Annotated in this window: 17 protein-coding genes, 2 tRNA genes and 3 rRNA genes; 8 read left to right on the top strand and 14 right to left on the bottom strand. The window is 47.6% G+C overall.

The features are described 5' to 3' along the window. The first annotated feature begins 5 nt into the window (after positions 1–5). Positions 6–1,388, top strand: coding sequence for an FAD-linked oxidase C-terminal domain-containing protein (locus V7O63_RS02570; RefSeq protein ID WP_340819876.1), 1,383 nt, complete (start codon positions 6–8; stop codon positions 1,386–1,388). A gap of 3 nt (positions 1,389–1,391) precedes the next feature. Continuing rightward, complete coding sequence (locus V7O63_RS02565; RefSeq protein WP_340819874.1) at positions 1,392–2,453, top strand: heterodisulfide reductase-related iron-sulfur binding cluster; 1,062 nt, start codon at positions 1,392–1,394, stop codon at positions 2,451–2,453. Positions 2,454–2,513: 60 nt separating this feature from the next. On the opposite strand, the gene V7O63_RS02560 is transcribed toward V7O63_RS02565, so the two are convergent. From V7O63_RS02560 to V7O63_RS02545, 4 genes are all read right to left on the bottom strand, one after another. After that, on the bottom strand, positions 2,514–4,316 hold the full coding sequence (locus tag V7O63_RS02560) for a YgiQ family radical SAM protein (protein WP_340820776.1): 1,803 nt from the start codon (positions 4,314–4,316) through the stop codon (positions 2,514–2,516). Between the two features lie 69 nt (positions 4,317–4,385). Further along, on the bottom strand, positions 4,386–5,024 hold the full coding sequence (locus V7O63_RS02555; RefSeq protein ID WP_340819872.1) for an MBL fold metallo-hydrolase: 639 nt from the start codon (positions 5,022–5,024) through the stop codon (positions 4,386–4,388). Between the two features lie 38 nt (positions 5,025–5,062). Next, a complete protein-coding gene (locus V7O63_RS02550; RefSeq protein ID WP_340819870.1) occupies positions 5,063–5,821 on the bottom strand; it encodes a TatD family hydrolase in 759 nt (252 codons plus the stop codon). Positions 5,822–5,946: 125 nt separating this feature from the next. Continuing rightward, the gene (locus tag V7O63_RS02545) at positions 5,947–7,458 is read right to left on the bottom strand and encodes a 2-isopropylmalate synthase (protein ID WP_340820775.1); all 1,512 of its coding nucleotides are present in this window, start codon (positions 7,456–7,458) and stop codon (positions 5,947–5,949) included. A gap of 605 nt (positions 7,459–8,063) precedes the next feature. On the opposite strand from V7O63_RS02545, the gene V7O63_RS02540 reads away from it, so the two are divergent. The 6 genes from V7O63_RS02540 to V7O63_RS02515 all read left to right on the top strand — a co-directional run bounded on the left by V7O63_RS02540 (position 8,064) and on the right by V7O63_RS02515 (position 14,998). Next, positions 8,064–9,537 (top strand): 16S ribosomal RNA (locus V7O63_RS02540). A gap of 99 nt (positions 9,538–9,636) precedes the next feature. After that, positions 9,637–9,709 (top strand) — tRNA-Ala (locus V7O63_RS02535). 121 nt (positions 9,710–9,830) lie between these two features. Next, positions 9,831–12,754: ribosomal RNA gene (locus V7O63_RS02530) — 23S ribosomal RNA — on the top strand. Positions 12,755–12,852: 98 nt separating this feature from the next. Continuing rightward, positions 12,853–12,924, top strand: a tRNA-Cys gene (locus V7O63_RS02525). Positions 12,925–12,950: 26 nt separating this feature from the next. Next, positions 12,951–13,072 (top strand): 5S ribosomal RNA (rrf, locus tag V7O63_RS02520). The 16S, 23S and 5S rRNA genes sit together here with 2 tRNA genes alongside, the layout of an rRNA operon. A 489-nt stretch (positions 13,073–13,561) precedes the next feature. After that, positions 13,562–14,998: a dihydrolipoyl dehydrogenase gene (locus V7O63_RS02515; protein ID WP_340819868.1), complete on the top strand. Its 1,437-nt coding sequence runs from the start codon at positions 13,562–13,564 to the stop codon at positions 14,996–14,998. Positions 14,999–15,016: 18 nt separating this feature from the next. On the opposite strand, the gene V7O63_RS02510 is transcribed toward V7O63_RS02515, so the two are convergent. The 10 genes from V7O63_RS02510 to glyA form a co-directional block, all read right to left on the bottom strand. Next, entirely contained in the window at positions 15,017–16,492 is a 1,476-nt protein-coding gene (locus V7O63_RS02510) for an ATP-binding protein (RefSeq protein ID WP_340819866.1), read from the bottom strand. 218 nt (positions 16,493–16,710) lie between these two features. Continuing rightward, on the bottom strand, positions 16,711–17,487 hold the full coding sequence (gene cofE / locus V7O63_RS02505) for a coenzyme F420-0:L-glutamate ligase (RefSeq protein ID WP_340819865.1): 777 nt from the start codon (positions 17,485–17,487) through the stop codon (positions 16,711–16,713). Then, the gene (gene thiC, locus V7O63_RS02500) at positions 17,487–18,734 is read right to left on the bottom strand and encodes a phosphomethylpyrimidine synthase ThiC (protein WP_340819863.1); all 1,248 of its coding nucleotides are present in this window, start codon (positions 18,732–18,734) and stop codon (positions 17,487–17,489) included. The genes cofE and thiC overlap by 1 nt, the downstream gene beginning before the upstream one ends. Next, the gene (locus V7O63_RS02495; RefSeq protein ID WP_340820873.1) at positions 18,731–19,615 is read right to left on the bottom strand and encodes a methylenetetrahydrofolate reductase; all 885 of its coding nucleotides are present in this window, start codon (positions 19,613–19,615) and stop codon (positions 18,731–18,733) included. Before V7O63_RS02495 ends, thiC begins: the two co-directional genes overlap by 4 nt. A gap of 72 nt (positions 19,616–19,687) precedes the next feature. Continuing rightward, positions 19,688–20,308 carry a hypothetical protein gene (locus V7O63_RS02490; RefSeq protein WP_340819861.1) on the bottom strand — a complete coding sequence of 207 codons (621 nt, stop codon included), beginning with the start codon at positions 20,306–20,308 and terminating at the stop codon, positions 19,688–19,690. Further along, the gene (locus tag V7O63_RS02485; protein WP_340819859.1) at positions 20,301–21,044 is read right to left on the bottom strand and encodes a hypothetical protein; all 744 of its coding nucleotides are present in this window, start codon (positions 21,042–21,044) and stop codon (positions 20,301–20,303) included. The genes V7O63_RS02490 and V7O63_RS02485 overlap by 8 nt, the downstream gene beginning before the upstream one ends. A gap of 280 nt (positions 21,045–21,324) precedes the next feature. After that, on the bottom strand, positions 21,325–21,936 hold the full coding sequence (locus tag V7O63_RS02480; protein WP_340819857.1) for a methylenetetrahydrofolate reductase C-terminal domain-containing protein: 612 nt from the start codon (positions 21,934–21,936) through the stop codon (positions 21,325–21,327). Further along, the gene (gene folP / locus V7O63_RS02475; protein WP_340819856.1) at positions 21,933–23,168 is read right to left on the bottom strand and encodes a dihydropteroate synthase; all 1,236 of its coding nucleotides are present in this window, start codon (positions 23,166–23,168) and stop codon (positions 21,933–21,935) included. The genes V7O63_RS02480 and folP overlap by 4 nt, the downstream gene beginning before the upstream one ends. Positions 23,169–23,267: 99 nt before the next feature. After that, positions 23,268–24,128 (bottom strand): bifunctional methylenetetrahydrofolate dehydrogenase/methenyltetrahydrofolate cyclohydrolase FolD, encoded by an 861-nt coding sequence (folD, locus tag V7O63_RS02470; RefSeq protein ID WP_340819853.1) that lies wholly within the window; start codon positions 24,126–24,128, stop codon positions 23,268–23,270. Positions 24,129–24,176: 48 nt separating this feature from the next. Continuing rightward, the gene (glyA, locus tag V7O63_RS02465; protein WP_340819851.1) at positions 24,177–25,412 is read right to left on the bottom strand and encodes a serine hydroxymethyltransferase; all 1,236 of its coding nucleotides are present in this window, start codon (positions 25,410–25,412) and stop codon (positions 24,177–24,179) included. Between the last annotated feature and the right edge of the window lie 103 nt (positions 25,413–25,515).

Genomic DNA, 25,515 nt, shown 5'->3' with positions numbered 1-25,515 from the left:
ATTCCATGCAAAGATCCGAGTTACTTAAAAAGCTGCAGGATATTGTGGGAGACGAAAGGGTTTCCGCATCAGCAGCAGAGCTTTATTGTTATTCATGTGACGCCTCTCAGGTGAGGGGCATGCCTGATTATGTTGTCAGGCCTGCAAGTACTGAACAGATATCGAAGATAGTCAGTCTTGCGAACGAAAAAGAGATCCCTGTGACAGCAAGGGGTGCAGGTACCGGCCTGGCTGGCGGTGCTGTTCCTGTGGAAGGCGGTATCGTACTTGATATGTCATCCATGAACAGGATACTTGAGATGGACCTTGATAATCTTCAGGTTACCATCGAACCGGGAATAGTCCAGGAAAAACTGAACGATGCACTTGAACCATATGGTTTCTTCTTCCCTCCTGACCCGGGAAGTTCCGCAATGTGCACCCTGGGAGGACTTATCGCTAATAACGGAAGCGGAATGAGGTCTGTGAAATACGGCACCACCAGGAACTATGTACTGGGTCTTGAGGTCGTCATGGCGGACGGCACCGTGATCAATACAGGTACAAAGGTCACAAAATCAGTTGCAGGTTATTCACTTACAGACCTTTTCGTGGGTTCAGAAGGAACCCTTGGTATAATTACAAAGGCTATACTGAAGGTAAGGGCGCTTCCGAAAGAACGTTCTGTGTTGCTTGCATCTTTCGAGGATCCTGAACTTGCAGGAAAGGCAGTGGTAAAGGTCCTGTCATCAGGAATAGTTCCTTCCGCATGTGAGATCCTTGACAGGAACATCATAGAGGCCATCAACACCTACGATCCTAACATCGGTTTGCCAAAGGCCGGTGCTATACTGATGTTCGAGGTGGACGGGACAGAGGACACGGTCCGCGAAGGTATAGAGATGATAAAGGATGCATGCAGCAACCTTGCAACAAGCATCAGGGCAGCCTCAGATAAGAAAGAAAGGGATGAGATATGGGCTGCAAGAAGACTTGTAGGGGCAGCAGTCTCAAGGCTTGACCCTCTCCGAACCCGTGTATATGTCGGTGAGGATGTCGGTGTCCCGATCAAGGAACTGCCGGGAATGCTGCACAAGGTCAGTGAGATCTCTAAGGAGTTCGATCTTCCTATCATGACGTACGGACACATCGGTGACGGGAACCTCCACACCGGGATGTGTATCGATGTGCTCAGTGATGAGGAATGGGCTAAACTGACAAAAGCCGCAGACAAGATCCACCGCACAGCTATAAGTGTCGGCGGGACGGTCACAGCCGAGCATGGGGTCGGCAGTGCAAGGTCAGAGTATCTTGAACTTGAACTGGGCAAAGGCCTTGATGTAATGATATTGATAAAGAAGGCACTTGACCCCAAAGGGATACTTAATCCCGGGAAGATGGGGGTCTGAAAAATGATGAACGATTCAGATATGCGTTCAATACTGAAATGTGTACGCTGTGGAACATGCCGGTCTGTATGTCCGGTCTTTGATGTCAGCGGTTGGGAATCCTCCAGTTCAAGGGGACGCATGCTTGTGGCCCATGGACTCGCCCAGGGTATGGAAGCCGATGAAAGTGTTTTTGACAGCATCAACACCTGTACTACATGCGGACTGTGTGAGCAGATGTGTCCTTCAGGTGCATCTCCGGTAAAGGTCATAGAGAATGTCAGGCACAAGCTTGTACTACAGGGTAAGATGACCGATGCCCAGAAGCTCCTGCGTGCCGAAGCTCTTGAAAAGGGCAATCCTCTCGGAGAAGTAAAGGACAGGATGGCATGGCTCGGTGATTCTAAGGATGAGCTGCCGGAAAAGGCAGACTATGTGTTCTTTGCAGGCTGCCTTGCTTCATACAGGTATCCCGAGATCACGAAAAAGACCTTTGATATACTGAAGAAGTTCGGTGTTACAGCTCTTAAGGAAGAAGTATGCTGTGGTTCCCCTCTTCTGAGAACCGGTTCTGACCCAGCTGAACTGGTGTCAAAGAACCTGGAGCAGATCAGGAAGACCGGTGCCCACACTATAATAACCGGTTGTGCGGGATGCTTCACCACACTGAAGAACGATTATCCGGATAACATAGAGGTAGTCCATGTGACCGAGTTCCTTGCTGATCGTCTTGCTGAGATGGATTTGAAGAAACTGGACCTGAAAGTTACCTATCACGACCCATGTCACCTTGGAAGGTGCAATGGTGTATTCGATGCACCAAGGGAGATAATCAAGTCCATATGCTACCTTGAGGAAATGAAGAGCAACAGGGAAAAGTCAAAATGCTGTGGAGCAGGTGGCGGAGTTCTCAAAGGTTATCCTGAACTATCACTTGAGCTTTCAAAGAACAGGGTCGAAGAGATCCCAAAGGATGTCGACTATCTGGTAACCGCATGTCCTCTGTGCCGCACCAACCTCAAACGTGGTGGCCCGAGGGTTGAGGTCCTGGATGTTATCGACCTGCTGGAAATGGCTATGGGATAGCCATTTTAATTTTCTTTTTTGAATAGTATTTTAAAATAGATGAGGCTCAGGGGATTCTGATCACCAGCCTCTTTTTCCACCTTTTTTCCTGCTGATAAGGCAGTTCCATGAATTACCTACAAGGTCAAGTCTGTCTGCACGTTTCAATCCCTCGTAAACAAGGTTGTAGTTTCCGGGTTCCTTGTAGTGCAACATTGCTCTCTGAATGCTCTTTTCCTTGGGTGAGGTTGCCACGTATATCTTCTTCCCGGAGAAGGGATCAATTCCTGTGTGGAACATACACGTTGCAGATGTCATGGGAGTTGGTGTGAAGTCCTGTACCTGTCGTGTGTACCTGCCTGTATCTCTGATGTATTCGGCGGTATCGATCATGTCCTTAAGGGTACATCCGGGGTGGCTGGACATCAGGAACGCCACAAGGTACTGGTCCTTGCCGAGCTTCTTGTTGATCTCATTGTATTTCTGCTCGAATTTCTCGAAGATCTCCCTGTCAGGTTTTTTCATTACATCGGTCACATGGTCGGTGTAATGTTCCGGTGCGACCTTCAATTGTCCGCTGACATGATGGGCGCATAGTTCTTCCATGTACTCCTCATCAAGTAGAGCAAGATCGTAACGCACTCCGTAACCAACGAATACCTTTTTGATACCGGGCAGTTCTCTGAGACTTCGCATGAGTTCGATGAGCTTCTTGTGGCTGGTGTCAAGTGAAGGGCACGCTTTTGGATAGATACAGACCTTGTTTTTACAGACTCCCTTCTCTTCCCAGTTCTTGCAGTCCATTCCGTACATATTGGCAGAAGGGCCGCCAAGTCCGTTGATCGTGCCTTTGAACCCTTTCATTTCCCTGAAGCCTTCAGCTTCCCTGAGTATGGACTCGATGCTGCGACTGCGTATCATTCTTCCCTGATGCAGGGCAATGGCACAGAAAGAGCATGCTCCAAAACATCCTCTGTGGGTGTTGATGGAGAACTTCACCATGTCAAGAGCAGGTACCTTCTCTTTGTATGAAGGATGTGTCTCGCGGGTGAATGGAAGTTCATAGACATGGTCCAGTTCCTCAGTTGTCAGGGGGCGCATGGGCTTGTTCTGGATGATGACGGTCTTTGGATGCACCTGTATTATGTCGTGCCCTCTTATGTGGTCCTGCTCCTGATAGACTGTTTTGAATGTCTTTGCATAGAGTTCCTTGTCCTTTGAGACTTCAACGTATGGTGCGATCTCTATACGGTCCTTTAGGATCTCTTCTCGTTTGGCTTTCCATGTCTTAATGTCTGTTTTCCAGACGGTTCCGTCGATATCATTTATTCCGGAAACAGGCTCTCCTTTGTCAAGTCTGTCTGCAATCTCCCGTATCTGGAGTTCTCCCATGCCGTAAACAAGGAGGTCTGCCGGGGCATCTGCAAGGATGGACTGGCGAACCTTGTCGGACCAGTAATCATATTGGGCAAAGCGGCGCAGGGAGGCTTCAATACCTCCGATTATCCGGGGTACGTCGGGGTATGCTTCTCTCAGGCGGTTGGAATAGACCAGTGTGGCCCTGTTAGGGCGAAGTCCCGGCTTATTTCCGGGGGAGTATGCATCATCATGGCGCAGCCTCTTTGATGGAGTGTAGTTGCTGACCATGGAGTCGGTGTTGCCTGCACTTATGGCGAAGAAGAGACGTGGCTTTCCGAGTTTCTTGAAATCCTCAACGTCATCCCACTTTGGCTGGGATATGACCCCTACTCTGTATCCTGCATCCTCAAGCACCCTGCCTACAATGCTTGTACCGAATCCGGGGTGGTCCACATAGGCATCGCCTGTGACTATGATAACATCAAGTTCATCCCAGCCTTTCTTCTTTGCTTCTTCGAGGCTCATGGGGAGGAACCTTGAGGTATCGGTTCTTCTGCCTTTCTTCTCCTTATTATTATGTTTCATGTTGTGTCCTTAGAAAAGTATGCTTTTGGACATCTTCAGGGAAAGTCCTATCTGCCTGTTAACATCATCGGATGTCACTTCTCCATGTCCGGGGTAAAGTGTATTGACATCGAGTTGTATGAGCTTGTTTATGGATCCCGTCAACTGTGAACGGCTACCGCCTTCAAAATCGGTTCTTCCAATGCTTCCGTTCGGGAACACCGTATCCCCTGAAAAAAGGCTTCTGGACTTTGCTTCGTAAAGGCATATCCCTCCTGGTGTGTGTCCTGGTGTGTGAATGACTTCCAGTTCCTCATCTTCGCCTATGGGGATCCTGTCACCTTCATCAAGTAACATGTCAGGTTCGATCTCCGGTGCCTTGTATCCGAACATCGCTGAGGCGCTTACCCTGTCATTTTTCAGGAGTGGTGCGTCATCCTTGTGAATCGCTATCTTTGCATCGCTCATGTCAGCAATTGCCTGTGCTGATGCCGTGTGGTCGTAGTGACAGTGTGTGAGTATTATGAGTTCAAGGTCCTTGATATCTATATTCTCTGAGATGGCAGTGATGAGTCCTTCTGTGCTCATTCCTGTGTCTATCAGTATCTTCCCGTTGATGAGGTATGAATTGGCATCGTAAAGGCCGATGTTGAAGTGTTTGACCTGCATGTTAATTCTCCTGTTTTTGATAAGTGATCTTTGTGGGGTCAGAGCCCAAATGCCCTGCGTGTATTTTGTACTGTCGCCATTGCGACATCGTTCTCATCCATTCCTTTCAATCCTGCTATAATGGGGACGGAATCAAGGACGAAAGCCGGTTCATTCCTGCCTTTCCTCGGTGAGAGGTAAGGACTGTCGGTCTCTATTAGCATGTGTTCAAGGGAGAGGTTCTTTGCTATTGCCTTATGCTGCTCTGAGAAACAGACAAGTGTTGGCACTGATACGTAGTGTCCTGCATCGACTATGTTCTTCATTGTCTCCAGTGATCCTCCGTAGCAGTGAAAGACCACCCTGTCGAGATCCGTTGTCATTTCCAGTGCAAGGTCCTCGCCATCCCTGCCATGTATCACAAGGGTCTTGTTGTACCTGTCGGCGATATCGATGACCTTCCTGAATATATCTTCCTGTCTTTTCCTTCCGGCATTCGTTGTACAGTAATAGAAGTCCAGGCCTGCTTCACCTATTCCCACTGCCCTGTCGACGTTGCGTTCTATCTGTGCCAGTATCTGTTTTAGCTTCTCTTCATTGGCATCAGGTACCATCTGGGGGCTGAGCCCGAGGGTGGCGTGGATGAACTCGTACTTCTTAGCGAGTTCAAGGGATTCGGCATTGGTCCTGTAGTCTATGCCGGAGTTGATCATTGCGACCACGCCGCTGCTTCTTGCCCTTTCAATTGTCTCATGCCTGTCCCTGTTGAACTTCGGGAAGTCCAGGTGGCAATGAGAATCAATTACTTCGTAGTTCATGTGTAGTCAATTATTTCCTTATTATATAGATATGAACCTGTAAGGTCAGGTGGAGGATATTCAGAAAAAAGGTTTAAAAAGAAGAACAGGAACCGTGAATCCACGGTTCATATCACTAATTTGAACTATTCCATTCCCCTGGTCTTCTTCTGATCAAGAAGCAGGTTGATAGCTGCTATAAGTGCGTCCACGGATGCGGTTGCGATATCCGTGCTTGCAGATTGTGCACTGGATACGTGCCCTTCTCCATCCTCAACGGATATGGTTACTTCTGCAAGTGCATCACTTCCGCCGGTTATGGCCTCAAGGGCAAAATCACGTACCTTGACCTTTGTGTATCCGCCGATCATCTCCTCGACAGCCCTGAGGGTTGCGTCAACGGGTCCTACTCCATAGTTGGAGGCAATCGCTTCCTGGTCTCCTATGGTGGCTCTGACCACAGCTGTTGGCGTTATGAGGTTGCCTGTCATGACCGAGAACTCTTTCAGGACGATGGTCTCGCTTCCGAGGTTCCTTCCAAGGACTGATGATGCGACTGCGTGAAGGTCAGCATCGCATACACGCTTGCCTTTGTTAGCTATGTCCTTTATCTGGGACAGGATCTCATCAAGTTGTTCATCGTTCGTCTCGATTCCCATGTCCTCAAGGGACTTCTTGACCGCATGCCTTCCTGCATGTTTTCCTACAACTATGCGGCGCTTGTGGCCCACCATTTCAGGGGTCATGATGCCGGGTTCGAAGGTGTCGGACTTTTCAAGCACTCCATGGGTGTGTATTCCGGATTCGTGGGCAAATGCGTTGTCACCCACAATTGGTGTGTTTGCAGGCATGTGTATGCCGGTGTAGCTTTCCACCATCTTTGCGGTCTCAAGCAGGTATTCGGTATTGATGTTCGTCTTTGCTCCATATATGGAATGCAGACTCATCACCACCTCAGCAAGGTTTGCGTTACCTGCGCGTTCTCCGATTCCGTTTATTGTACACTGTATCTGGCTTGCTCCGGCTTCTGCTGCCATAAGGCTGTTAGCAACTGCTATTCCGAAGTCATTGTGACAATGGACATCGATAGGTATGTTCACGTGAGCGTCGATATTCCTTACAAGCTCGTACATGGAGGATGGTGACATTACGCCTACTGTATCAGGTACGTTTATTATGTCACAGCCAGCTCCTTCTACGGCCTCGTACACTTCTATAAGATAGTCAAGGTCGGTCCTTGTGGCATCCATTGCTGAGAACATGCATTTAGCGCCATGGTCCTTGATGTGTTCAACGGCATTCACTGCCATTGAGAGCACTTCTTCCCTGCTCTTCTTTATAGTATGTATCCTCTGGATATCAGAGGTTGATACAAAGGTGTGTACCATATCGACATTACAATCTATACATGCATCCAGATCTTTGGTAAGGACGCGGGCAAGACCACAGACATCGAGACTCAGTCCTTCGCTGGCTATGGCTTTTACATTTTGCTTTTCGCCTTCCGAAGAGACCGGGAAACCAGCTTCGATCACATCCACCCCAAGTTTGTCCAGTTGACGGGCGATCTTGAGCTTCTGATCGTTGGTGAGTGATACGCCAGGTGTCTGTTCACCGTCGCGTAGTGTCGTGTCAAAAATAGTCTTGTGTTTATCTATAAGCGGTTTATCGCTGTAAAAAGCGATCCCTCAGTTCTACGGTTGAATTCATATTAATCACTTCGCCTTGTAACTTATGTTATAAATATCCTCCGTAGTACATCAGGCTTTCTGTGGATATCTTGAGATATTTTGTTGAATGTGATTTCGGTTCAGGTCGCTTTCTCCGCAACGCTTTTATAGTAAGCCTGTTATGTAAAGGTGCTCGCGACGAGCCCACTGGTGCGGTGCCCGTACCGGAAAACTTGCTCGTGAGAAACATTCGATGAAGTAATAATTTCATTTCATCAAGGCAGGTGTCTCAAAGGTCCATCCTTTGTCTTCGAATCACATGATTCGAAAGGTATATATGCGATGATGTCCTTTGAAGGAGTCCGCGTGAATCACGCGGAACACTTACGATCACCGCCTTATTAGTGGGGACAGAAGCTGTTTCTGTCCGACGTTGGATTTGGCAGTTCGGTTAATTCTGACCGGTAGTGTATAACTACTAAATGAAGGAATTAACCAACTAATGTGCATGTGTAAAGAATCTCTAGTGAGAGTTCTTTCCTAATGATTCCTTAAATGACTTCCATAATACAATCCTTTGTGTGTGATCAACAATTCTGGTTGATCCTGCCAGAGGTCACTGCTATCAGTATTCGACTAAGCCATGCGAGTCAAATGTTCTTCGTGAACATGGCGTACTGCTCAGTAACACGTGGATAATCTGCCCTAAGGTCAGGCATAACTCCGGGAAACTGGTGATAATACCTGATATACCATAGATACTGGAATGTTCTGTGGTCAAAAGCTCCGGTGCCTTAGGATGAATCTGCGGCCTATCAGGTTGTAGTGGGTGTAATGTACCTACTAGCCGACGACGGGTACGGGTTGTGAGAGCAAGAGCCCGGAGATGGATTCTGAGACATGAATCCAGGCCCTACGGGGCGCAGCAGGCGCGAAAACTTTACAATGCGGGAAACCGCGATAAGGGAATACTGAGTGCCAGCATATTATGTTGGCTGTCCACCTGTGTAAATAGCAGGTGTTAGCAAGGGCCGGGCAAGACCGGTGCCAGCCGCCGCGGTAACACCGGCGGCCCGAGTGGTGGCCACTATTATTGGGTCTAAAGGGTCCGTAGCCGGTTCGATCAGTCTTCCGGGAAATCTGACAGCTCAACTGTTAGGCCTCCGGGGGATACTGTCGGACTTGGGACCGGGAGAGGTAAGAGGTACTACAGGGGTAGGAGTGAAATCTTGTAATCCTTGTGGGACCACCAGTGGCGAAGGCGTCTTACCAGAACGGGTCCGACGGTGAGGGACGAAAGCTGGGGGCACGAACCGGATTAGATACCCGGGTAGTCCCAGCCGTAAACGATGCTCGCTAGGTGTCTGGGATGGTGCGACCGTTTCAGGTGCCGCAGGGAAGCCGTGAAGCGAGCCACCTGGGAAGTACGGCCGCAAGGCTGAAACTTAAAGGAATTGGCGGGGGAGCACTACAACGGGTGGAGCCTGCGGTTTAATTGGACTCAACGCCGGAAAACTCACCTGGGGCGACAGCAATATGTAGGTCAGGCTGAAGGTCTTACCTGAATCGCTGAGAGGAGGTGCATGGCCGTCGTCAGTTCGTACTGTGAAGCATCCTGTTAAGTCAGGCAACGAGCGAGACCCGTGCCCACTGTTGCCAGCATATCCTTCGGGATGATGGGTACTCTGTGGGGACCGCTGGTGCTAAACCAGAGGAAGGTGCGGGCTACGGTAGGTCAGTATGCCCCGAATCTCCAGGGCTACACGCGGGCTACAATGACCGGGACAATGGGTCCCTACCCCGAAAGGGGTTGGTAATCTCATAAACCCGGCCGTAGTTCGAATTGAGGGCTGCAACTCGCCCTCATGAAGCTGGAATCCGTAGTAATCGCGTTTCAATATAGCGCGGTGAATACGTCCCTGCTCCTTGCACACACCGCCCGTCAAACCACCCGAGTGAGGTATGGGTGAGGGCATGGACTAGTGCCGTGTTCGAACCTAAATTTCGCAAGGGGGGTTAAGTCGTAACAAGGTAGCCGTAGGGGAATCTGCGGCTGGATCACCTCCTAAGCATGATGGACACAAAGTCCATCACCACTTACCGGTCAGAAATCGAAAAACTGTCAGATCCGAGATAACAAGGTAAGATTCTAAGTGAATCTTCTATGGGCTTGTAGATCAGTTGGAAGATCGTCGCCTTTGCAAGGCGAAGGCCCAGGGTTCGAATCCCTGCAAGTCCATTAATAGTGCACCTGGAGAGTAATGTCTCCGGGGAAGGATGAAGCGGTCGAAGCAACGACGGCCGCAATGATATCGTGTATATGCATGCATATATCAGACGCTCACTGGACAAAGTGAGATGGACTCTGGTTAATATGCCTTCAGGTGGATGGCTCGGCTCAAGAGCTGAAGAGGGACGTGCCAAGCTGCGATAAGCCCAGGGTAGGTGCATGGAGCCTATGAACCTGGGATCTCCTAATGGGTCTTCCTAACACGTTTTGCGTGTTGATCAGCAATGATCGGGAACGCCCCGAATTGAAGCATCTTAGTAGGGGCAGGAAAAGAAATCGAAGAGATGCCGTTAGTAATGGCGAATGAACACGGTACAGTTCAAACTGAATCCCGCTGGAAACATGCGGGAGATGTGGTGTTGTAGGCTTTTCTAAAGATCCGACCTGGTTGAAGTTTAACTTTTCTGGAACGTTAGACCATAGAGTGTGATAGTCACGTAAACAACAACCAAAGGATCTGGAAAACAGCCTGAGTAGCGTGAGTTGGAATTCTCGCGTGAATTTGGGAGGCACCAACTTCCAAAACTAAATACTTCTTGAGACCGATAGCGAACTAGTAGGGTGACCGAAAACTGAAAAGTACCCCAAGAAGGGAGGTTAAAAGTGCCTGAAACCTGGAGGCGATGGAGCGATATGGCGTTAAAGGATCTTTATTACGAAGGAAACGGTCGCGAGGCCGCAGTACGGGTAATATTGCCAATGTCATATCTTACGTTTTGAAGAACGGGCCAGGGAGTGTATTCAAATGGCGATGGCTAACTTTCAAATAGGAAGCCGAAGCGAAAGCAACATGCTCGCAACCGCAAGGTGAGGAGCGACGTATACAAGTGCGTGGAGTCATTAGGATACGACCCGAAGCCGGGTGATCTAGGCGTGGGCAGGTTGAAGCGTGGCGAAAGCTACGTGGAGGACCGCAAGCGGTATTGATCTGCAAATCATTCGTGTGACCTGCGTCTCGGAGTGAAAGGCTAATCTAACCCGGCATCAGCTGGTTCCTTCCGAAACATGTCGTAGCATGACCTAATTTGAGATAGTCGGTGAAGTAGAGCACTGATTGGTGGTCCCGGGGAAGAAATTCCTCAGCCGCTTGTCAAACTCCAAACTCACCGTCGTCGTAGACAATTGGAGTCCGGACTACTGGGGTAAGCCTGTAGTCCGTAAGGGAGACAACCCAGCCCGTGGTTAAGGTCCCTAAGTGTCGACTAAGTGTTAATACTAAAGGGCGTCCTAAGCCCTAGACAGCTGGAAGGTTAGCTTAGAAGCAGCTATCCTTTAAAGAGTGCGTAACAGCCCACCAGTCGAGGTTTGGGGCCCCGAAAATGGACGGGGCTCAAGTCGACCACCGATACCACGGAGCACCGCAAGGTGATCTCGTAGGAAGGCGTTGCGTTCGGGCAGAAGCAGGGCTGTGAAGTCCTGTGGACCGGGCGGAAACGAAAATCCTGGTAATAGTAACAGCATAGTTAGGTGAGAATCCTAACCGCCGAAGGGGCTAGGTTTCCTCGGCAATGATCGTCAGCCGAGGGTTAGTCGGTCCTAAGACGTACCGTAATTCGAGTACGCCGAAAGGGAAACAGGTTAATATTCCTGTACCTCATGACAATAAACTGACGTTTTTGGGCAGGCTGAGCGGCGCCGTCGCGCCGTCTAAGCATCGAATCCCGTGGAGAGCCGTAATGGCGAGAAGCGGGCGAATATGTAATGGCGAAAGTCAGCTGCACCCGGGAACCCGTGAAAAGGGAGTCATGGGTCCGTACCGAGAACTGACACAGGTGCCCCTAGCTGAAAAGGCTAAGGCGTGTCGGAACAATTTGGCTAAGGGAATTCGGCAAATTAGCTCCGTAACTTCGGGAGAAGGAGTGCCTGCTGTGAAGACAGCAGGTCGCAGTGACAAGAGAGCTCTAACTGTCTAATACCAACATAGGAGATCGCAAACCCGTAAGGGCTAGTACGATCTCTGAATCCTGCTCAGTGCAGGTACCTGAAACCCCGTTTCAACGGGACGAAGGGCCTGTAAACAGCGGGGGTAACTATGACCCTCTTAAGGTAGCGTAGTACCTTGTCGCTTAATTGGCGACTCGCATGAATGGATCAATGAGAGCTCTACTGTCCCTAGCCAGAGTCCGGTGAAGCTTACTTTCTAGTGCACAGTCTAGAGACCTCTAGGGGGAAGTGAAGACCCCGTGGAGCTTTACTGCAGCCTGTCGTTGGGTTGTGATTTTGGATGTACAGTGTAGGTAGGAGACGTCGAAGTCGGTGCGCCAGCATCGATGGAGTCGCCATTGGGACACTACCCTTCTGAAATTACGGCCCTTACTCTGAGAAGAGGACCCCGATAGGTGGGCAGTTTGCCTGGGGCGGGACGCCCTTGAAAAGATATCAAGGGCGCACAAAGGTTGACTCAAGTGGGTCGGAAACCCACTGAAGAGTGTAAGAGCATAAGTCAGCCTGACGTTATTCAGCACAGTAGTGGATGACGAGACGAAAGTCGGTTCTAGCGAACTTTTGAGCTCGCTTGGTGCGAGCCAAAAATGACAGAAAAGTTACCCCGGGGATAATTGAGTTGTTGCCGGCAAGAGCACATATCGACCCGGCAGCTTGCTACTTCGATGTCGGTTCTTTCCATCCTGGCCGTGCAGCAGCGGCCAAGGGTGAGGTTGTTCGCCTATTAAAGGAGATCGTGAGCTGGGTTTAGACCGTCGTGAGACAGGTCGGTTACTATCTACTAGAGGTGTCTGTGGTCTGAGGGTAAGCTACTTTTAGTACGAGAGGAACAGAGTAGCGGCGCCACTGGTGTATCAGTTGTCCGACAGGGCACTGCTGAGCAGCTACGCGCTAAGGAATAAGAGCTGAATGCATCTAAGCTCGAAATCTGACTTGAAAAGAGACCACTTTAAGGATCCCGGTATAAGACCGGTTTGATAGGGTCGGGATGTACGCACCAAGGCAACGAGGTGTTCAGTCCGCGGCTACTAAAAATCCGTGCCTGTCCGTCTTGCTTTGTCCAGGCGAAATCTGATATGTGCATGTTAATATACACGTTATCTAAGGTAATGTATAAATAGTATGAATCCGTTCATCAATCGCTCATTGCCAAGATGGCGGAGCGGCTACGCAATCGCCTGCAGAGCGATTCCATTCCGGTTCGAATCCGGATCTTGGCTTTACGTTTACCTTCATCATGAGAGAGTTTGGCGGCCATAGCGGCGGGGCAATTCCTGTACCCATCCCGAACACAGAAGATAAGTCCGCCTGCGTCCTATACTGTACTTAAGTACGAGAGTCTTTGGGAACTATAGAACGCTGCCAACTCACTCATACAACCTATCTCTTTTTACTAGCTTTTTATCACTTCAGAGCAACTGCTCTGTAATTCTGTTTTTTTGGTTCTTGATTTTGGGAATTACGTTGATTTTATCACTCTGATTTCTTCTAAATAATTATTATACTAATTGCTACTCATTTTATTTTGCATATTATATTGTACGAATTATATACTCAAAAGCACCTATATATCATTACGACTCTTGGTAAGTTGTTTCTCTCTTGTTCAAAAAAGGGCTCAATAGCCCTTGTTTCCTTTTTTAGTATCTTGTTATTCAGTTCACACTCTACCCTTTAAGAATTGAAGTCACTGGTATCTGATAAATTGAAGTCCATATTTAATCGGGCAAGATCCTTCCTGTGAGCAGCTGGCTTTTTTACATACATGCAGGATGTTTGATGTGGCATGCATTAATTATAACTTGTAACAGTGCTAAGTTTCTAATATTCAGGATATACGATAATACGGGGAATCAAATGAAGGAATATGATCTTATTGTAATAGGCTCAGGGTCGGGGATGAACTATATCGGTGCAATACTGGATGCAGATCCTGATATGAAAGTTGCGCTGATCGACAAGGATGAACCAGGTGGCATATGCCTTACCAGGGGCTGCATACCATCAAAGATGCTTCTCTATCCTGCAGAACTTGTCAGGAATATAGGAAAGGCAGGTAATTTTGGTATCAAGGCCTCAATTGAGAACATAGATTTCAAGGCAGTAATGGAAAGGATGCGAACCTCCATATCAGCAGACATTGAAAGCATCAGGCATAGTTACACTCATCTCCAGAGAATGGATTTCTATAACGAGGCTGCAGAATTCGTCTCTCCCTACACCATGAAGGTTGGCGATGAGACAATAACAGCTAAGATGATCTTCCTGTGTACAGGCTCAAAGCCTTCTATCCCTCCGGTCAAAGGACTGGATGAGGTGGATCACCTTACAAGTGATGATGTGCTCAAACTGGAAGAACTCCCGGAGAGCATCGCTATCATCGGAGGAGGCTATATAGCAGCCGAATACGGTCATTTCTTTTCCTCCATGGGCTCAAAGGTGACCATCATCGGGAGGAATCCTAGGATAATTCCTGAAGAGGAATCGGAAGTATCGGTCCTTGCAAAGAGGATGATGTCAGAGTATATGGATATCCTCACCAACTACGAGGTTGTTGAAGTCAGTTCATCACCAGAGGGCAAGACGGTGATCGCAAAGGACCGCGAGACTGGTGAGGAAAAGGAGATAACTGCGTCTGCAATACTGGTTGCAACTGGCAGGAGTCCTAATACGGACATCCTCAAACCTGGGGTAGGAGGCATTGAGACCGACGAACGTGGGTGGATAAAGGTAAATGAATACCTTGAAACCTCAATGGAGAATGTATGGGCATTCGGTGATGCCAATGGAACGTACCTTTTCAAGCATGTGGCCAATCATGAGTCAACTGTCGTGTACTATAATGCCATATTGAAGAAGAAGATGAAAGCGGACTACCATGCGGTTCCTTATGCGGTATTCTCACACCCTGAGATCGCAGGAGTGGGAATGACAGAAAGACGGGCAGTGGAAGAATATGGTGAAGATAATATAGTCATGGGTCTCTACCGTTTCCAGGAGACTGCAAAAGGCGTGGCAATGTCCCTGGGTGATGAGTTCGTGAAGGTCATCTTCGAAGCTCAGACGCAGAGGATCCTTGGTGCACATATAATAGGACCCGAAGCTTCAGTGCTTATTCATGAGATAATCCCTCTAATGTACACCGAAAGTCAGGATGCAGGTCCGATAATGTATGCAATGGACATTCATCCATCACTTAGCGAGATCATAAAAAGAGCGTTCTATTCAAGGGTGTCGCCAATGGAGTATCATATGATAATGCAGGCCTACGGGCTGGAAGAGGCAGAACAATAGATGTAAGTAAAGGGCATTTCAGTCTTTCTGGTCAATGGTCCAGTTATCCTTCGCCACGACAGGGATCTCAAATACAAAAGTAGATCCTTCTCCGATCTTACTTTCCACCCATATCTTTCCACCATGGAGTTCCACAAAGTTCCTGACAAGTGCAAGGCCCAACCCTGTTCCCTCATAGCGCCGGTCGATACCATGGTCTATCTGTTTGAAAGGCTGGAACAGGTATTGCTGGTCTTCCTCTGAGATGCCGATGCCAGTGTCTGTTACCTCGATGTGGATAACTCCATCTGGGATATTTGCAAGCACTTTGACAGAACCATCCTCTGGCGTGAACTTGATGGCATTGCTCACAAGATTGTATATTATCTGCCTGAACCTGAGCTTGTCAGCATTGATAATTGTCATGGGGGACTTATTATTAATTTCAAGTACCACCTTTTTCTTAAGGGCGATAGGGGTCATGACAGCCATTACTTCGTTAATCGCATCATCCATCAGGAAATGTTCGGCGTCAAGTTCCATTTTTCCCGCTTCGCTCTTTGACAGGTCGAGTATGTTATTGATGAGTTCAAGAAGATGCTTCCCGCTGACAGCTATGTTCTTCAGGTATTTTTCCTGAACTTCGCTAACTTCTCCTGCCATTCCACTCAACATGACATCAGAAAAACCAATTATTGAATTAAGGGGTGTTCTCAGTTCATGGCTCATTGTAGCAAGGAACTCGCTCTTTGTATTGCTTGCAGCTTCAGCCTCTGTGATAGCCATGGTGAGTTCATCAGCTTCTTTATGGCTGCTGATATCCCTGCTTATACCAACAAGGCCTATGTATGTTCCTTCATCATCATACAATGGTGCCTTTATTGTCTCATAGTACTTTTTTCCATGCTCAGTTTCATCGCAGGTCTCGTATTTCATGACCTGTCCGGAGCTTATCACGTCAAGGTCCTGCCTGTGTAGCATATCAGCTTTTTCTTTAGGGAATATCTCATGGCTGGTCCTGCCAATTATGTGCTCAACGGAATAACTGACAAAATCCGAAAAAGAAGGGTTACATCCAAGATATTTCCCATCCATGTCCTTGAAGAATACCATATCGGGGATGGAGTTCAGAAGTCCTGTGAGTTTTGATGTCTTCCTTCCAAGTTCATCCTGGGCAATTCGACGTTCCTGAACTTCCTTTTCAAGGACATTGTTACTTGCGATAGTGGGTATCCATGTGATGATCCCATATGCTATCAGTACAAAACTGACAAGTTCCCCTAAGAGGTTTTCCAGTACCTCTTCAACAATGGTACTTTCTACATATTGTTCAATGAACCAGATATCATCAAAGGCGTCGACCACATAACCAAGTGTCAGGAATCCGAATCCTGCAAGTATCATATTCCACCCACTGCCGGATATATCCCTGTTCTTTCTCCCGGTATCCCAGAGATAGAGTGTTGTGATAAGCAATAATATTGCAATAAAAGACTCTTTGATAAGGTCGCCCATGTACTTTCACTGATTCAAAGGTGTTATTTTAAAAACAAAACCTCTTAAAGCTGTTAGTATTAATATTTTGTGAAATATACATGAACTATAGCATAATGTATATTATTCAGGATATGTATGCAAACTTGACATTTTTTCCAAGCAGCCCATTAGCCCCTATAATGTATAAGAATCTACATACATGGTGCACATATTCTAAAAATAAATTAAAAATGTAATTATGCTTTCCTGATATTGCTGTAATACATACACTCGTCCCTTGTGAATATGGGCATATCGATGTCATCATCAACAATATGTACAGGTGCACCTCTCACGACCACAGCAGGAACGCTTTCCCCTGCTTCTCCCATGAGTAACTGGGCAGCAGATACAAGGTTATCTGCAACTGCTTTTCGGGTAATTGTCATTTCCTTTCCAAAGAGGTCCAGAGTACCTCTGGCATCCTCCACCGGAACCATGCCGGAGGTACCGAGGGCGATACCTACACACCCCAGCCTCAGGGGTTGGGTACGGCTGTCACCGACGATAACGCCTATCTTACAATTGCAGTGCTTCATTATCTCACTGCGTATCCTTGCTGCACTCTCCTGTGCATTCTCAGGAAGAAGTACGACGTATCCTTCAGGTGCGTTGGAACCGTCAATACCGGCATTTGGAGCAAGTGTACCCTTGGTGATAGTGAGTGCAGCCCCGGGAACGCCACCGAATATCTCATCACATTCCTGAAGGATGAGTTCCATTTCCCTTGCATCAAGCTGGTACTGTTCTGCAAGCTCTGTTGCTTTCTCTCCCGGACTGATGTCCTCAAGACGAACAAGCCTTCCTTCGGCTGTTGCCAGCGGTGATTCCGCTATGATGAGCACATCATCATCCTGGAATTCCATTCCCTGTTCTTTAAGGGAGGCGATGATAATGCTGGCAATATTGTCTCCCGGTTTTATGATCGGTGTCCTTATGCCGAACATTTGCAGGGAGGGGGTGCTGGTCTGCATCAGTCCTCTCCTGTAAGATAGCTCTTCATAATCTTGATGGCGCAGTAATCCCCACACATGGAACATGGTCCCTCTTCAGGACACATCTGTGCTGGTCTGTCAGGGTCGATGGCAACCTCCGCCTGTCCTTTCCAGTCAAAGGAAGCCCTTCTCGTAGCAAGCATCAGATCCCTGTCGCTCAATCCATATTTCATGGAATCCCCAACATGTGCTGCTATCCTGAATGCTATGAGTCCTTCCTTTACCTGCTGGGGGTCAGGTAATGAGAGATGCTCCGCCGGGGTGATGTAGCAAAGGTAATCCGCACCTGCTCCGCTTGCCATGCTTGCACCAATCGCTCCTGATATATGGTCGTAACCAACACCTATGTCAGTTGGAAGCGGACCGGCCACGAAGAGCGGGAAGTCTGCTGCATCCTTGTATAACTTCACAGAATCCGGAATGTCAGATGCCTGTATGTGTCCCCCCATTCCATTGATGATGACCTGAACGCCTGCTTCGTTCGCCCTCTTTGCAAGTGCTGCATTGATTTCTATCTCCATCAACTGGGCACTGTCCTTAAGGTCATGGACACAACCGCTTCTCATTGTATTTCCGAGGGAGAGGACAACATCGTTCTCCCGGAGTATCTGCATTATCTCATCGAAATGTTCTATGAAGGGATTCTCACAGTCATTGAGAAGCATGAAACTGCTGGTAAATGATCCTCCTTTGGATACCATTCCCATGACCCTGCCGGTGCCTTTGAGTGTCTCGAGCATCCTCCTCTCAACACAGTGGATGAGCACTGAACTGACCCCTTCTTCAACATGTTTTTTGAGATATGAGAGTATGTCATCCACAGTGACATTGTCCATCCCGCATTCAACAATTGTCTGGTAGATAGGAACAGTGGTAACAGGAAGTTCTGTGTTCTCAAAGACCATCTTCCTTATGGCTGAGATATCCCCGCCCATGGAAAGGTCTGTGATCGTGGCAGCACCGTACCTCTGGGCCACCTTTACTTTCTCCATCTCGGAATCCGGGTCTATGGAAGCTGAAGATGTTCCGAGGTTCACGTTGATCTTCGTGCTTGCACCCTTGCCGATAGCAATGGGGGGGCAACCCTTGCGTGTCATTATCACGAGGCTTCCGCTTGCTACCCTCTCCATGACGAGTTCTTCATCTATTCCTTCTTTTTTTGCAACTTCCAGCATTTCAGGTGTGAGGGTGCCATCCCTTGCATTGTCTATCTGCGTTTTTATCATTGCTCTTTCTTCCTGATACCAGCCATTTCGAGTATCTTCGGTGTATTGTCATGTTTGCCGATCGGCATAAGGTGGATTCCCCGGCATAAACCCTTCAATTGTATGATGGTCTCTGCGCTGATCTTCATGCCTTCATCTATAGGATCTTCGGCACTTTCCATCCGTTCTATCAATTCATCGGGAACGTTGATACCGGGTACGTTCTGGTTCATGAAGCGTGCCATTCCGGCAGATCTTAAAGGGATCACTCCGGCAATTATCGGTGTATCGATATCACTGGCAGATCCCATGAAAGCTTCGAACTGTGTTATATTGTAGACTGCCTGGGTCTGTATGAAATCAAGGCCCGATCTTACCTTCTTCCTGAGCTTCATCATCTGCGCCGTTCTTGATGGGTCGGTGTTGGTGACCGCACCCACTGTGAATTGTGGCGCATCATCTATCCGGTTGCCTGCAAGGTCGTAGCCATCCTTCATTTTTTTGATTATCGTGAGGAGTTGTACCGAGTCCAGGTCATAGACGGGTTTTGTTTTTGGATGGTCGCCTTTTGTGGTATGGTCCCCTGTCATCACACAGATGTTCCTGATGCCCATTGCATATGCTCCGAGAAGGTCCGACTGGAGTGCAAGCCTGTTCCTGTCCCTGCAAGTGAGCTGCATAATTACCTCATGTCCTGCGTCAATAAGTGCCCTGCTAACTGCAAGGGGACTCATACGCATTACAGCCCGCTGGTTGTCGGTGACATTGAGTGCATCGACCCAACCTCTTGTGACCTCTGCATCAGAAATAGCTTCGCTGAGGTCTGTTCCTTTAGGGGGACTGACCTCTGCTGTAATTAGAAAATCGTCAGATAGGAGTTTGTCTTTGAAGGTACCGGACATCTGGGAGTTATATGTATGTCTGGGTTTTAAGATCATCGCAGAAGGCGATCGAGTCTTCTTTCAGGAGTTTCCTCAGTTAATTGTATTTGCCTGGTCGATAAGAGTTTTTTTAAGCTCTTCAGGTTTATGCGTATAGAATCTGAATTTATCGTTGCTGGTTCCGATCTCAAGAAATCCGGGATACCTGAATCTCTTTTCTGCATTGAAGAACAAAATGAACCAAAAAACTACTATTACGGAATGGGAAAGAACTGAAAATATTGTTTCTCCCATTGATATATTTCTCAGTAGATCTCTCTCGATACCATTATATGCAAAATAAAAATTAAGAGCTAAGCAAGCCAGCATGAAGATATTGATGAATATATAGTACTTTCGTGGGATATTATCCCTGCCTTTTATTGTGTTGATATCTTCTTTCTCTATTATCGTAGGTTTGAAAAGATACCTATGAACTGTTATCGTTCTTTTGTCCACTTCAACGTTGGTAATATCCTGTAGAACGATTGCAAGGAGGCATAGATACCAGACGGATATGTAAACTATATCAAATATCAGTGTATCAACACCCAGAACCATCAGAGCTAACAGTGAGATAAGTGGAACGATTATTATCGCGGGTAGTCTGAGATCACCGATGATATCCACACTCATTTTTGCTTTGAAGCTCTCATTTTTATCCATATTATCCATGTTGAACCATATCCTGTGCTTCGATCCTCTTTCTGAATTCTTCCGTTTCCTTCGGATAGAAAAAGAAGTATTGTTTGTCAGTATCTATTCTCAGAACAGTGGGGTGTGGAAGTTTTCTTCGCATTCCAATGAAGACGACTATTATCAGGAAAACGAAGATGGATTCTGATAGGATGACAAGTATCTCTCCTGTTATAGTCCTTCCATGTATCCCGGACAGGATGTCGTAGAAGGAGTCATAAGCAAGGGATCCTGCAATGATCAATGCGATCATGTACAGTCCCCATCGGAATGGATAGTTCGTGTTCTTTTTGACCTGCACATCTGTTATGTTCTGTCTATCTATGATGAGAGGATGGAAAAGAGGTCTGTGGACGATTATCATGTGAGATGTCAGCTCGACAACAGTGCGCTCTTTCAGCAGTAGAACGATAAATCCCGCGTACCAGGTGAGATAGATAAGTATCCTGCATTCGGGTGACTGGAAGCACAGGATATACAGTATCAATGTTGCTGCTACCATAGCTCCAAGAACTTTTAACATGCTGCTATCAAAGAGGACATCCACATGCATCTTCTGTTTGAACTCGTGCTCAATGTCCATTTTATCTGTCCTTGCATTTCCATACGCATAGCTGGTAAGGATATTGTTTTGGGGGTACAAGGCCATGTAATCTCTGGCTATGATATCAGGACTTGATACGAGTTCGTCATGACCTTGTATTTGTTGGTACACTGGGTTCCAATATAACTCTCAATATTTATGTGAGAGTATTTACTAAATATTTAGCAATTTATTAATATTTTATGGCCAGAACTTTCAACTGAGCAAAGTCCGGTCTGGTATGATCAAAAAATAGCAGAAATAAAATATGAAATACGTCTATCTTCTTCTTCCACTTAACAAACAGACCATGAGTACTATGAGCAATAATTTCAAAAAACTCACTGAAGGCAACTGTTTGTCTTTGGTTTTCGAATTCTTCACTGACTCTGTGAGCTTATCATTGATGCATTCATTCAGTTACTTCTTCTACTGGCCACACCTTCTCCAGCAGGTCAAGCCTTCCACTCTTCTCAAGCTTGCAGTAGATAAGCTCCCAGACGCAGTCCTTTTCAGGGTCTACCTCACACTTCCCATCAATAGCTCCTCCACATGGCCCGTTCAGAAGTTGTTTCGGACATTGTCCTTTTGGACAGATCCCGCCAAAATAGTAAACTGTACAATCCCCACACATGGCACAGAGTTCAGGGATAACTTCTCCACGAGAACGACCGCCAAGTGATTCAGTGTTGTTAGAGGGGTAGACGGGTACGTCCGCAACGCCGGAAACAATGGAAACACCACTGCCACAGGCCATCACGAGGATTGCCTTTGCATCCTTTATAGCAGGGTTCTTTTCAATAAGTGAATCGAATGAGGCCACACTGCAGGCAGCACTCGGGATCACCCATCCGACCACATTCTTTCCTGCATCCTCAAGACGTTTTTCCATCTCAAGCACTTCGGGCTCGCCGCCAACATGCAGTTTTGCGGCACAGGCATTGCAGCCTACGATGAAGATATCATCTTCATCCTTCAATAGTTCAAGTATTTCTTCAAAGGGTTTTGCAGACGAGATTATCATAGTTCCCTCAGGTAGCCATGCTCCACGTCCATATCATTCTCAAGGGCCTCTGCTATCATCTCCGCAATGAGTGGGAGATTGCGCGCCTGGAACGAGAGCTTGTATACCAGTTTCTCGAATTGTAATACAGTACCTATTATGAGTACATCCGTCTTCTCTGTTTCGTGGGATACTGCATCGCGCTCAAGGGCTGCATCCCCGCCCCTTGCCAGTATCTCCTGTTTGATTATCAGTGCCTCGGTGGTGGTGATATTGTTCACGCGTACCACTTTGCTCACGGTCTTGTTCTTCATGACCTTTGCACCGGTGCCTGTGACACCCATGCTTTTCATAAGGTACTCCGCATCATCCGGGTGAACTATGTCTGTGACAGTGACCTCGAAGTCACCATCCTTTACGAATGGCTGTCTCTTCCTCATGGCAGCAGCAACCTCAACGACATCCTTTGTCTCAGGGATATCATGTGTCCTTATGATGTGGGCACCCTTATGCACCACGATGGCAGTTGCAGCAAGGCTTCCATATAGCCTTTCATCTGCTGGTTTGTGAAGCACAGCATCGATACACGATTTTCTTGATACTGCTGCAAGTATCGGTCTTTCGAATACCTTCAGGCTCTCGAACTGGTCGATCGTCTCAAAATCAAAGATTGGGTCCTTCTCAGGAATCCATTTCCCTATAGCAGGGTCAAGGATAAGTTTGTCAGTATCTATTCCTCTGGCATCGGCCTTGCTGATGATATCTGCAAGGGACTGCATGATAGCGTCCATGCCTATGGGGTCACCGGGGACTTCCTCTGATGCCATGACAACAGCAGGACAATCGTATTCTGCAACTATGTCCATCATCTCAGGGTTGGTTGTGAAACCTGAGACATCGTTGATGATATCAGCACCGTGCTTAAGTGATTCCTTTGCAACACTGGCATAAACAGTGTCTACGGAAATGAGTGCATCGACATTGTCCTTCAGGATATCCAGTGCAGGGACCATACGGCTTAATTCCTCTTCTTCGCCAATGACAGGACTTGCAAGAGGCCATGTGGACCTGGCACCTATGTCAAGTATGGTGGCACCATCGTCTACCATCTTTTGTGCTACATCAAGGAGAGAATCGTTACTAACAACCGAACCCTTGTAAAAGGATTCCTTGCTCAGGTTTATGACACCCATGAGTCTTACGGGGTGTTCGTCACCAACCTTCAAGCCGTATATATCAACATCAACAACCATTGTTCAACCAGGTGGTATTAATTCAGGGTTAGATAGGCCCGAAATAACAGTAGAATTCGGACAAAATAGTATTCAATTTATAAAATATAAGTGTGCTTATCAGCTGTTCTTAGCTGCTATAAGCACATGTTCCATGAGGATAGCAATGGTCATAGGACCAACGCCTCCGGGAACCGGGGTTATGAGTGAAGCCTTCTTCACAACATTATCAAAATCAACGTCACCGTAGACCTTTCCTTCCTCTTCGGTGATACCTACATCAAAGATAACCGCACCTTCCTTTACCATATCTGCTTTGATAAGGTGCTTGACACCGGTACCAACAACAAGGATATCGGCATCCAGTGTGAACTTCTTCAGGTCGTCGGTGAATACGTGACATACGGAAACTGTGGCATTCCTGTTTATGAGCATTGCAGCCATTGGTTTGCCCACAACGTTGCTGTGTCCTATAATTACTGCATGCTTGCCCTGAATGCTCACCTCGTATTCTTCAAGTGCCCTGATGACGCCTTTCGGGGTACATGGCACAAGACCTTCCTCCCCGATCAGGAGCTTACCCATGTTACATGGGTGGAAACCATCGGCATCCTTTGCAGGGTCGATGGCAAGCATTGCGGTCTTATCATCAAGGTGCCCTGGAAGAGGTAACTGCAGGAGGATCCCATGTATGTCCTCCCTGGCGTTCAATTCCCGGATACGCTGCATGAGTTCTTCCTGTGTGGTGGTCTCAGGCATATTGTGGTCCTCTGCATGTATGCCGACCCTCTCGCATGCCTTATGCTTGAGGCGTACATACATCTTGGATGCAGGGTCCTCGCCGACAAGTATGGTTGCAAGTCCGGGAGTGATTCCATTCTCTACCTTCAGCTCGTCAACTTCCTGCTTTACCTGCTCTTCCACTTTCTTTGACAGGCTTCTCCCATCTATTTTCCTGGAATCGTAGTTCTCTTCTGCCATTGCAAACACCTGTGTATTTTCCTTTACAGGACAGATCTCACTTGATTATTACTTGTACACCGGGAATCCGCTGCAAAGCTGCTCAACATCGGAGTTGATGCCGTGAAGGACCGTGTCGTTATCGAGGTTGCCTATGACCTCTGCAATGTAGCCTGCAATCTCCTTCATCTGATCTTCCTTCATTCCCCTTGTTGCTACAGCAGGAGTACCGATCCTTATTCCGCTTGTGATGAACGGACTTCTTGTCTCGAATGGGATGGTATTCTTGTTGAGTACGATTCCTGCCTTGCTCATTCCTGCTTCAGCTTCCTTTCCGGTCATGTCGAACTTGTTGAGGTTGATAAGCATAACGTGGTTGTCAGTGCCGCCGGAGACGATATCGAATTCCCTGTCCTGGAGTTCCTTTGCAAGGACATCTGCGTTCTTAACGGTCTGGAACTGGTCTGCCTTGAACGGCTCTCCAAGTGCTTCCTTGAACGCAACGGCCTTTGCAGCTATCACATGCATGAGCGGTCCTCCCTGAAGTCCAGGGAATACGGACTTGTTCAAATCCTTTGCATATTCTTCCCTGCACATTGACATTCCACCCCTTGGACCTCTGAGGGTCTTGTGGGTTGTGGTTGTGACAAAATCAGCGTAAGGCACAGGACTTGGGTGTGCACCTGCAGCTACAAGACCTGCAATGTGTGCGATATCTGCGAGCAGGTATGCTCCTACCTCATCAGCTATGTCCCTGAACGCCTTGAAGTCAAGCGTCCTTGAGTATGCAGAGGCACCGCAGACGATCATCTGTGGCTTTTTCTCCTTTGCCATGGTCATGAGTGCATCATAGTCGAGTGCTTCTGTCTCTTTGTCAACACCGTATGGTACTATATTATAGAGCTGTCCTGCGAAGTTCACAGGGCTTCCGTGTGAAAGGTGTCCACCGTGTGTGAGGTCCATTGACATGATGGTGTCCCCTGGTTTGAGGACTGAGAAATAACATGCCATGTTGGCACCGGAACCTGAGTGTGGCTGGACGTTCACATGCTCTGCACCGAAGATCTCCTTTGCTCTTTCTATGGCAAGGTCCTCTGCGATATCAACGAATTCGCAACCGCCATAATAGCGCTTTCCTGAGTATCCTTCAGCATACTTGTTCGTCATTACAGAGCCCTGTGCTTCCATAACGGCACGGCTTGTATAGTTCTCTGATGCTATCAGGTTCAATTTGTAATCCTGACGGTTCGCTTCAAGCCTTAAGGCTTCTGCAATATCCGGGTCAATTTCTGAGACGTAAGACATAGTTACCAACTGTTAGATTCAATATCGATATTTAATGGGATTCCTGACGTGCAGGGAATTATGCGGTTGAATATGTAAGTATGTTATATGTGCTTAATATGCT

This window comes from Methanolobus sp. WCC4 (assembly GCF_038022665.1).
Taxonomy (GTDB): Archaea; Halobacteriota; Methanosarcinia; order Methanosarcinales; family Methanosarcinaceae; genus Methanolobus.
This window is presented reverse-complemented; position numbering and strand designations above follow the sequence as displayed.

Bases quoted from the DNA above. Each gene is read 5' to 3' on its own strand.
- V7O63_RS02570 (WP_340819876.1), top strand. From the start codon at position 6: ATGCAAAGATCCGAGTTACTTAAAAAGCTGCAGGATATTGTGGGAGAC.
- V7O63_RS02565 (WP_340819874.1), top strand. From the start codon at position 1,392: ATGATGAACGATTCAGATATGCGTTCAATACTGAAATGTGTACGCTGT.
- V7O63_RS02560 (WP_340820776.1), bottom strand. From the start codon at position 4,316: ATGAGCCTCGAAGAAGCAAAGAAGAAAGGCTGGGATGAACTTGATGTT.
- V7O63_RS02555 (WP_340819872.1), bottom strand. From the start codon at position 5,024: ATGCAGGTCAAACACTTCAACATCGGCCTTTACGATGCCAATTCATAC.
- V7O63_RS02550 (WP_340819870.1), bottom strand. From the start codon at position 5,821: ATGAACTACGAAGTAATTGATTCTCATTGCCACCTGGACTTCCCGAAG.
- V7O63_RS02515 (WP_340819868.1), top strand. From the start codon at position 13,562: ATGAAGGAATATGATCTTATTGTAATAGGCTCAGGGTCGGGGATGAAC.
- V7O63_RS02510 (WP_340819866.1), bottom strand. From the start codon at position 16,492: ATGGGCGACCTTATCAAAGAGTCTTTTATTGCAATATTATTGCTTATC.
- cofE (WP_340819865.1), bottom strand. From the start codon at position 17,487: ATGCAGACCAGCACCCCCTCCCTGCAAATGTTCGGCATAAGGACACCG.
- thiC (WP_340819863.1), bottom strand. From the start codon at position 18,734: ATGATAAAAACGCAGATAGACAATGCAAGGGATGGCACCCTCACACCT.
- V7O63_RS02495 (WP_340820873.1), bottom strand. From the start codon at position 19,615: ATGTCCGGTACCTTCAAAGACAAACTCCTATCTGACGATTTTCTAATT.
- V7O63_RS02490 (WP_340819861.1), bottom strand. From the start codon at position 20,308: ATGGATAATATGGATAAAAATGAGAGCTTCAAAGCAAAAATGAGTGTG.
- V7O63_RS02480 (WP_340819857.1), bottom strand. From the start codon at position 21,936: ATGATAATCTCGTCTGCAAAACCCTTTGAAGAAATACTTGAACTATTG.
- folP (WP_340819856.1), bottom strand. From the start codon at position 23,168: ATGGTTGTTGATGTTGATATATACGGCTTGAAGGTTGGTGACGAACAC.
- folD (WP_340819853.1), bottom strand. From the start codon at position 24,128: ATGGCAGAAGAGAACTACGATTCCAGGAAAATAGATGGGAGAAGCCTG.
- glyA (WP_340819851.1), bottom strand. From the start codon at position 25,412: ATGTCTTACGTCTCAGAAATTGACCCGGATATTGCAGAAGCCTTAAGG.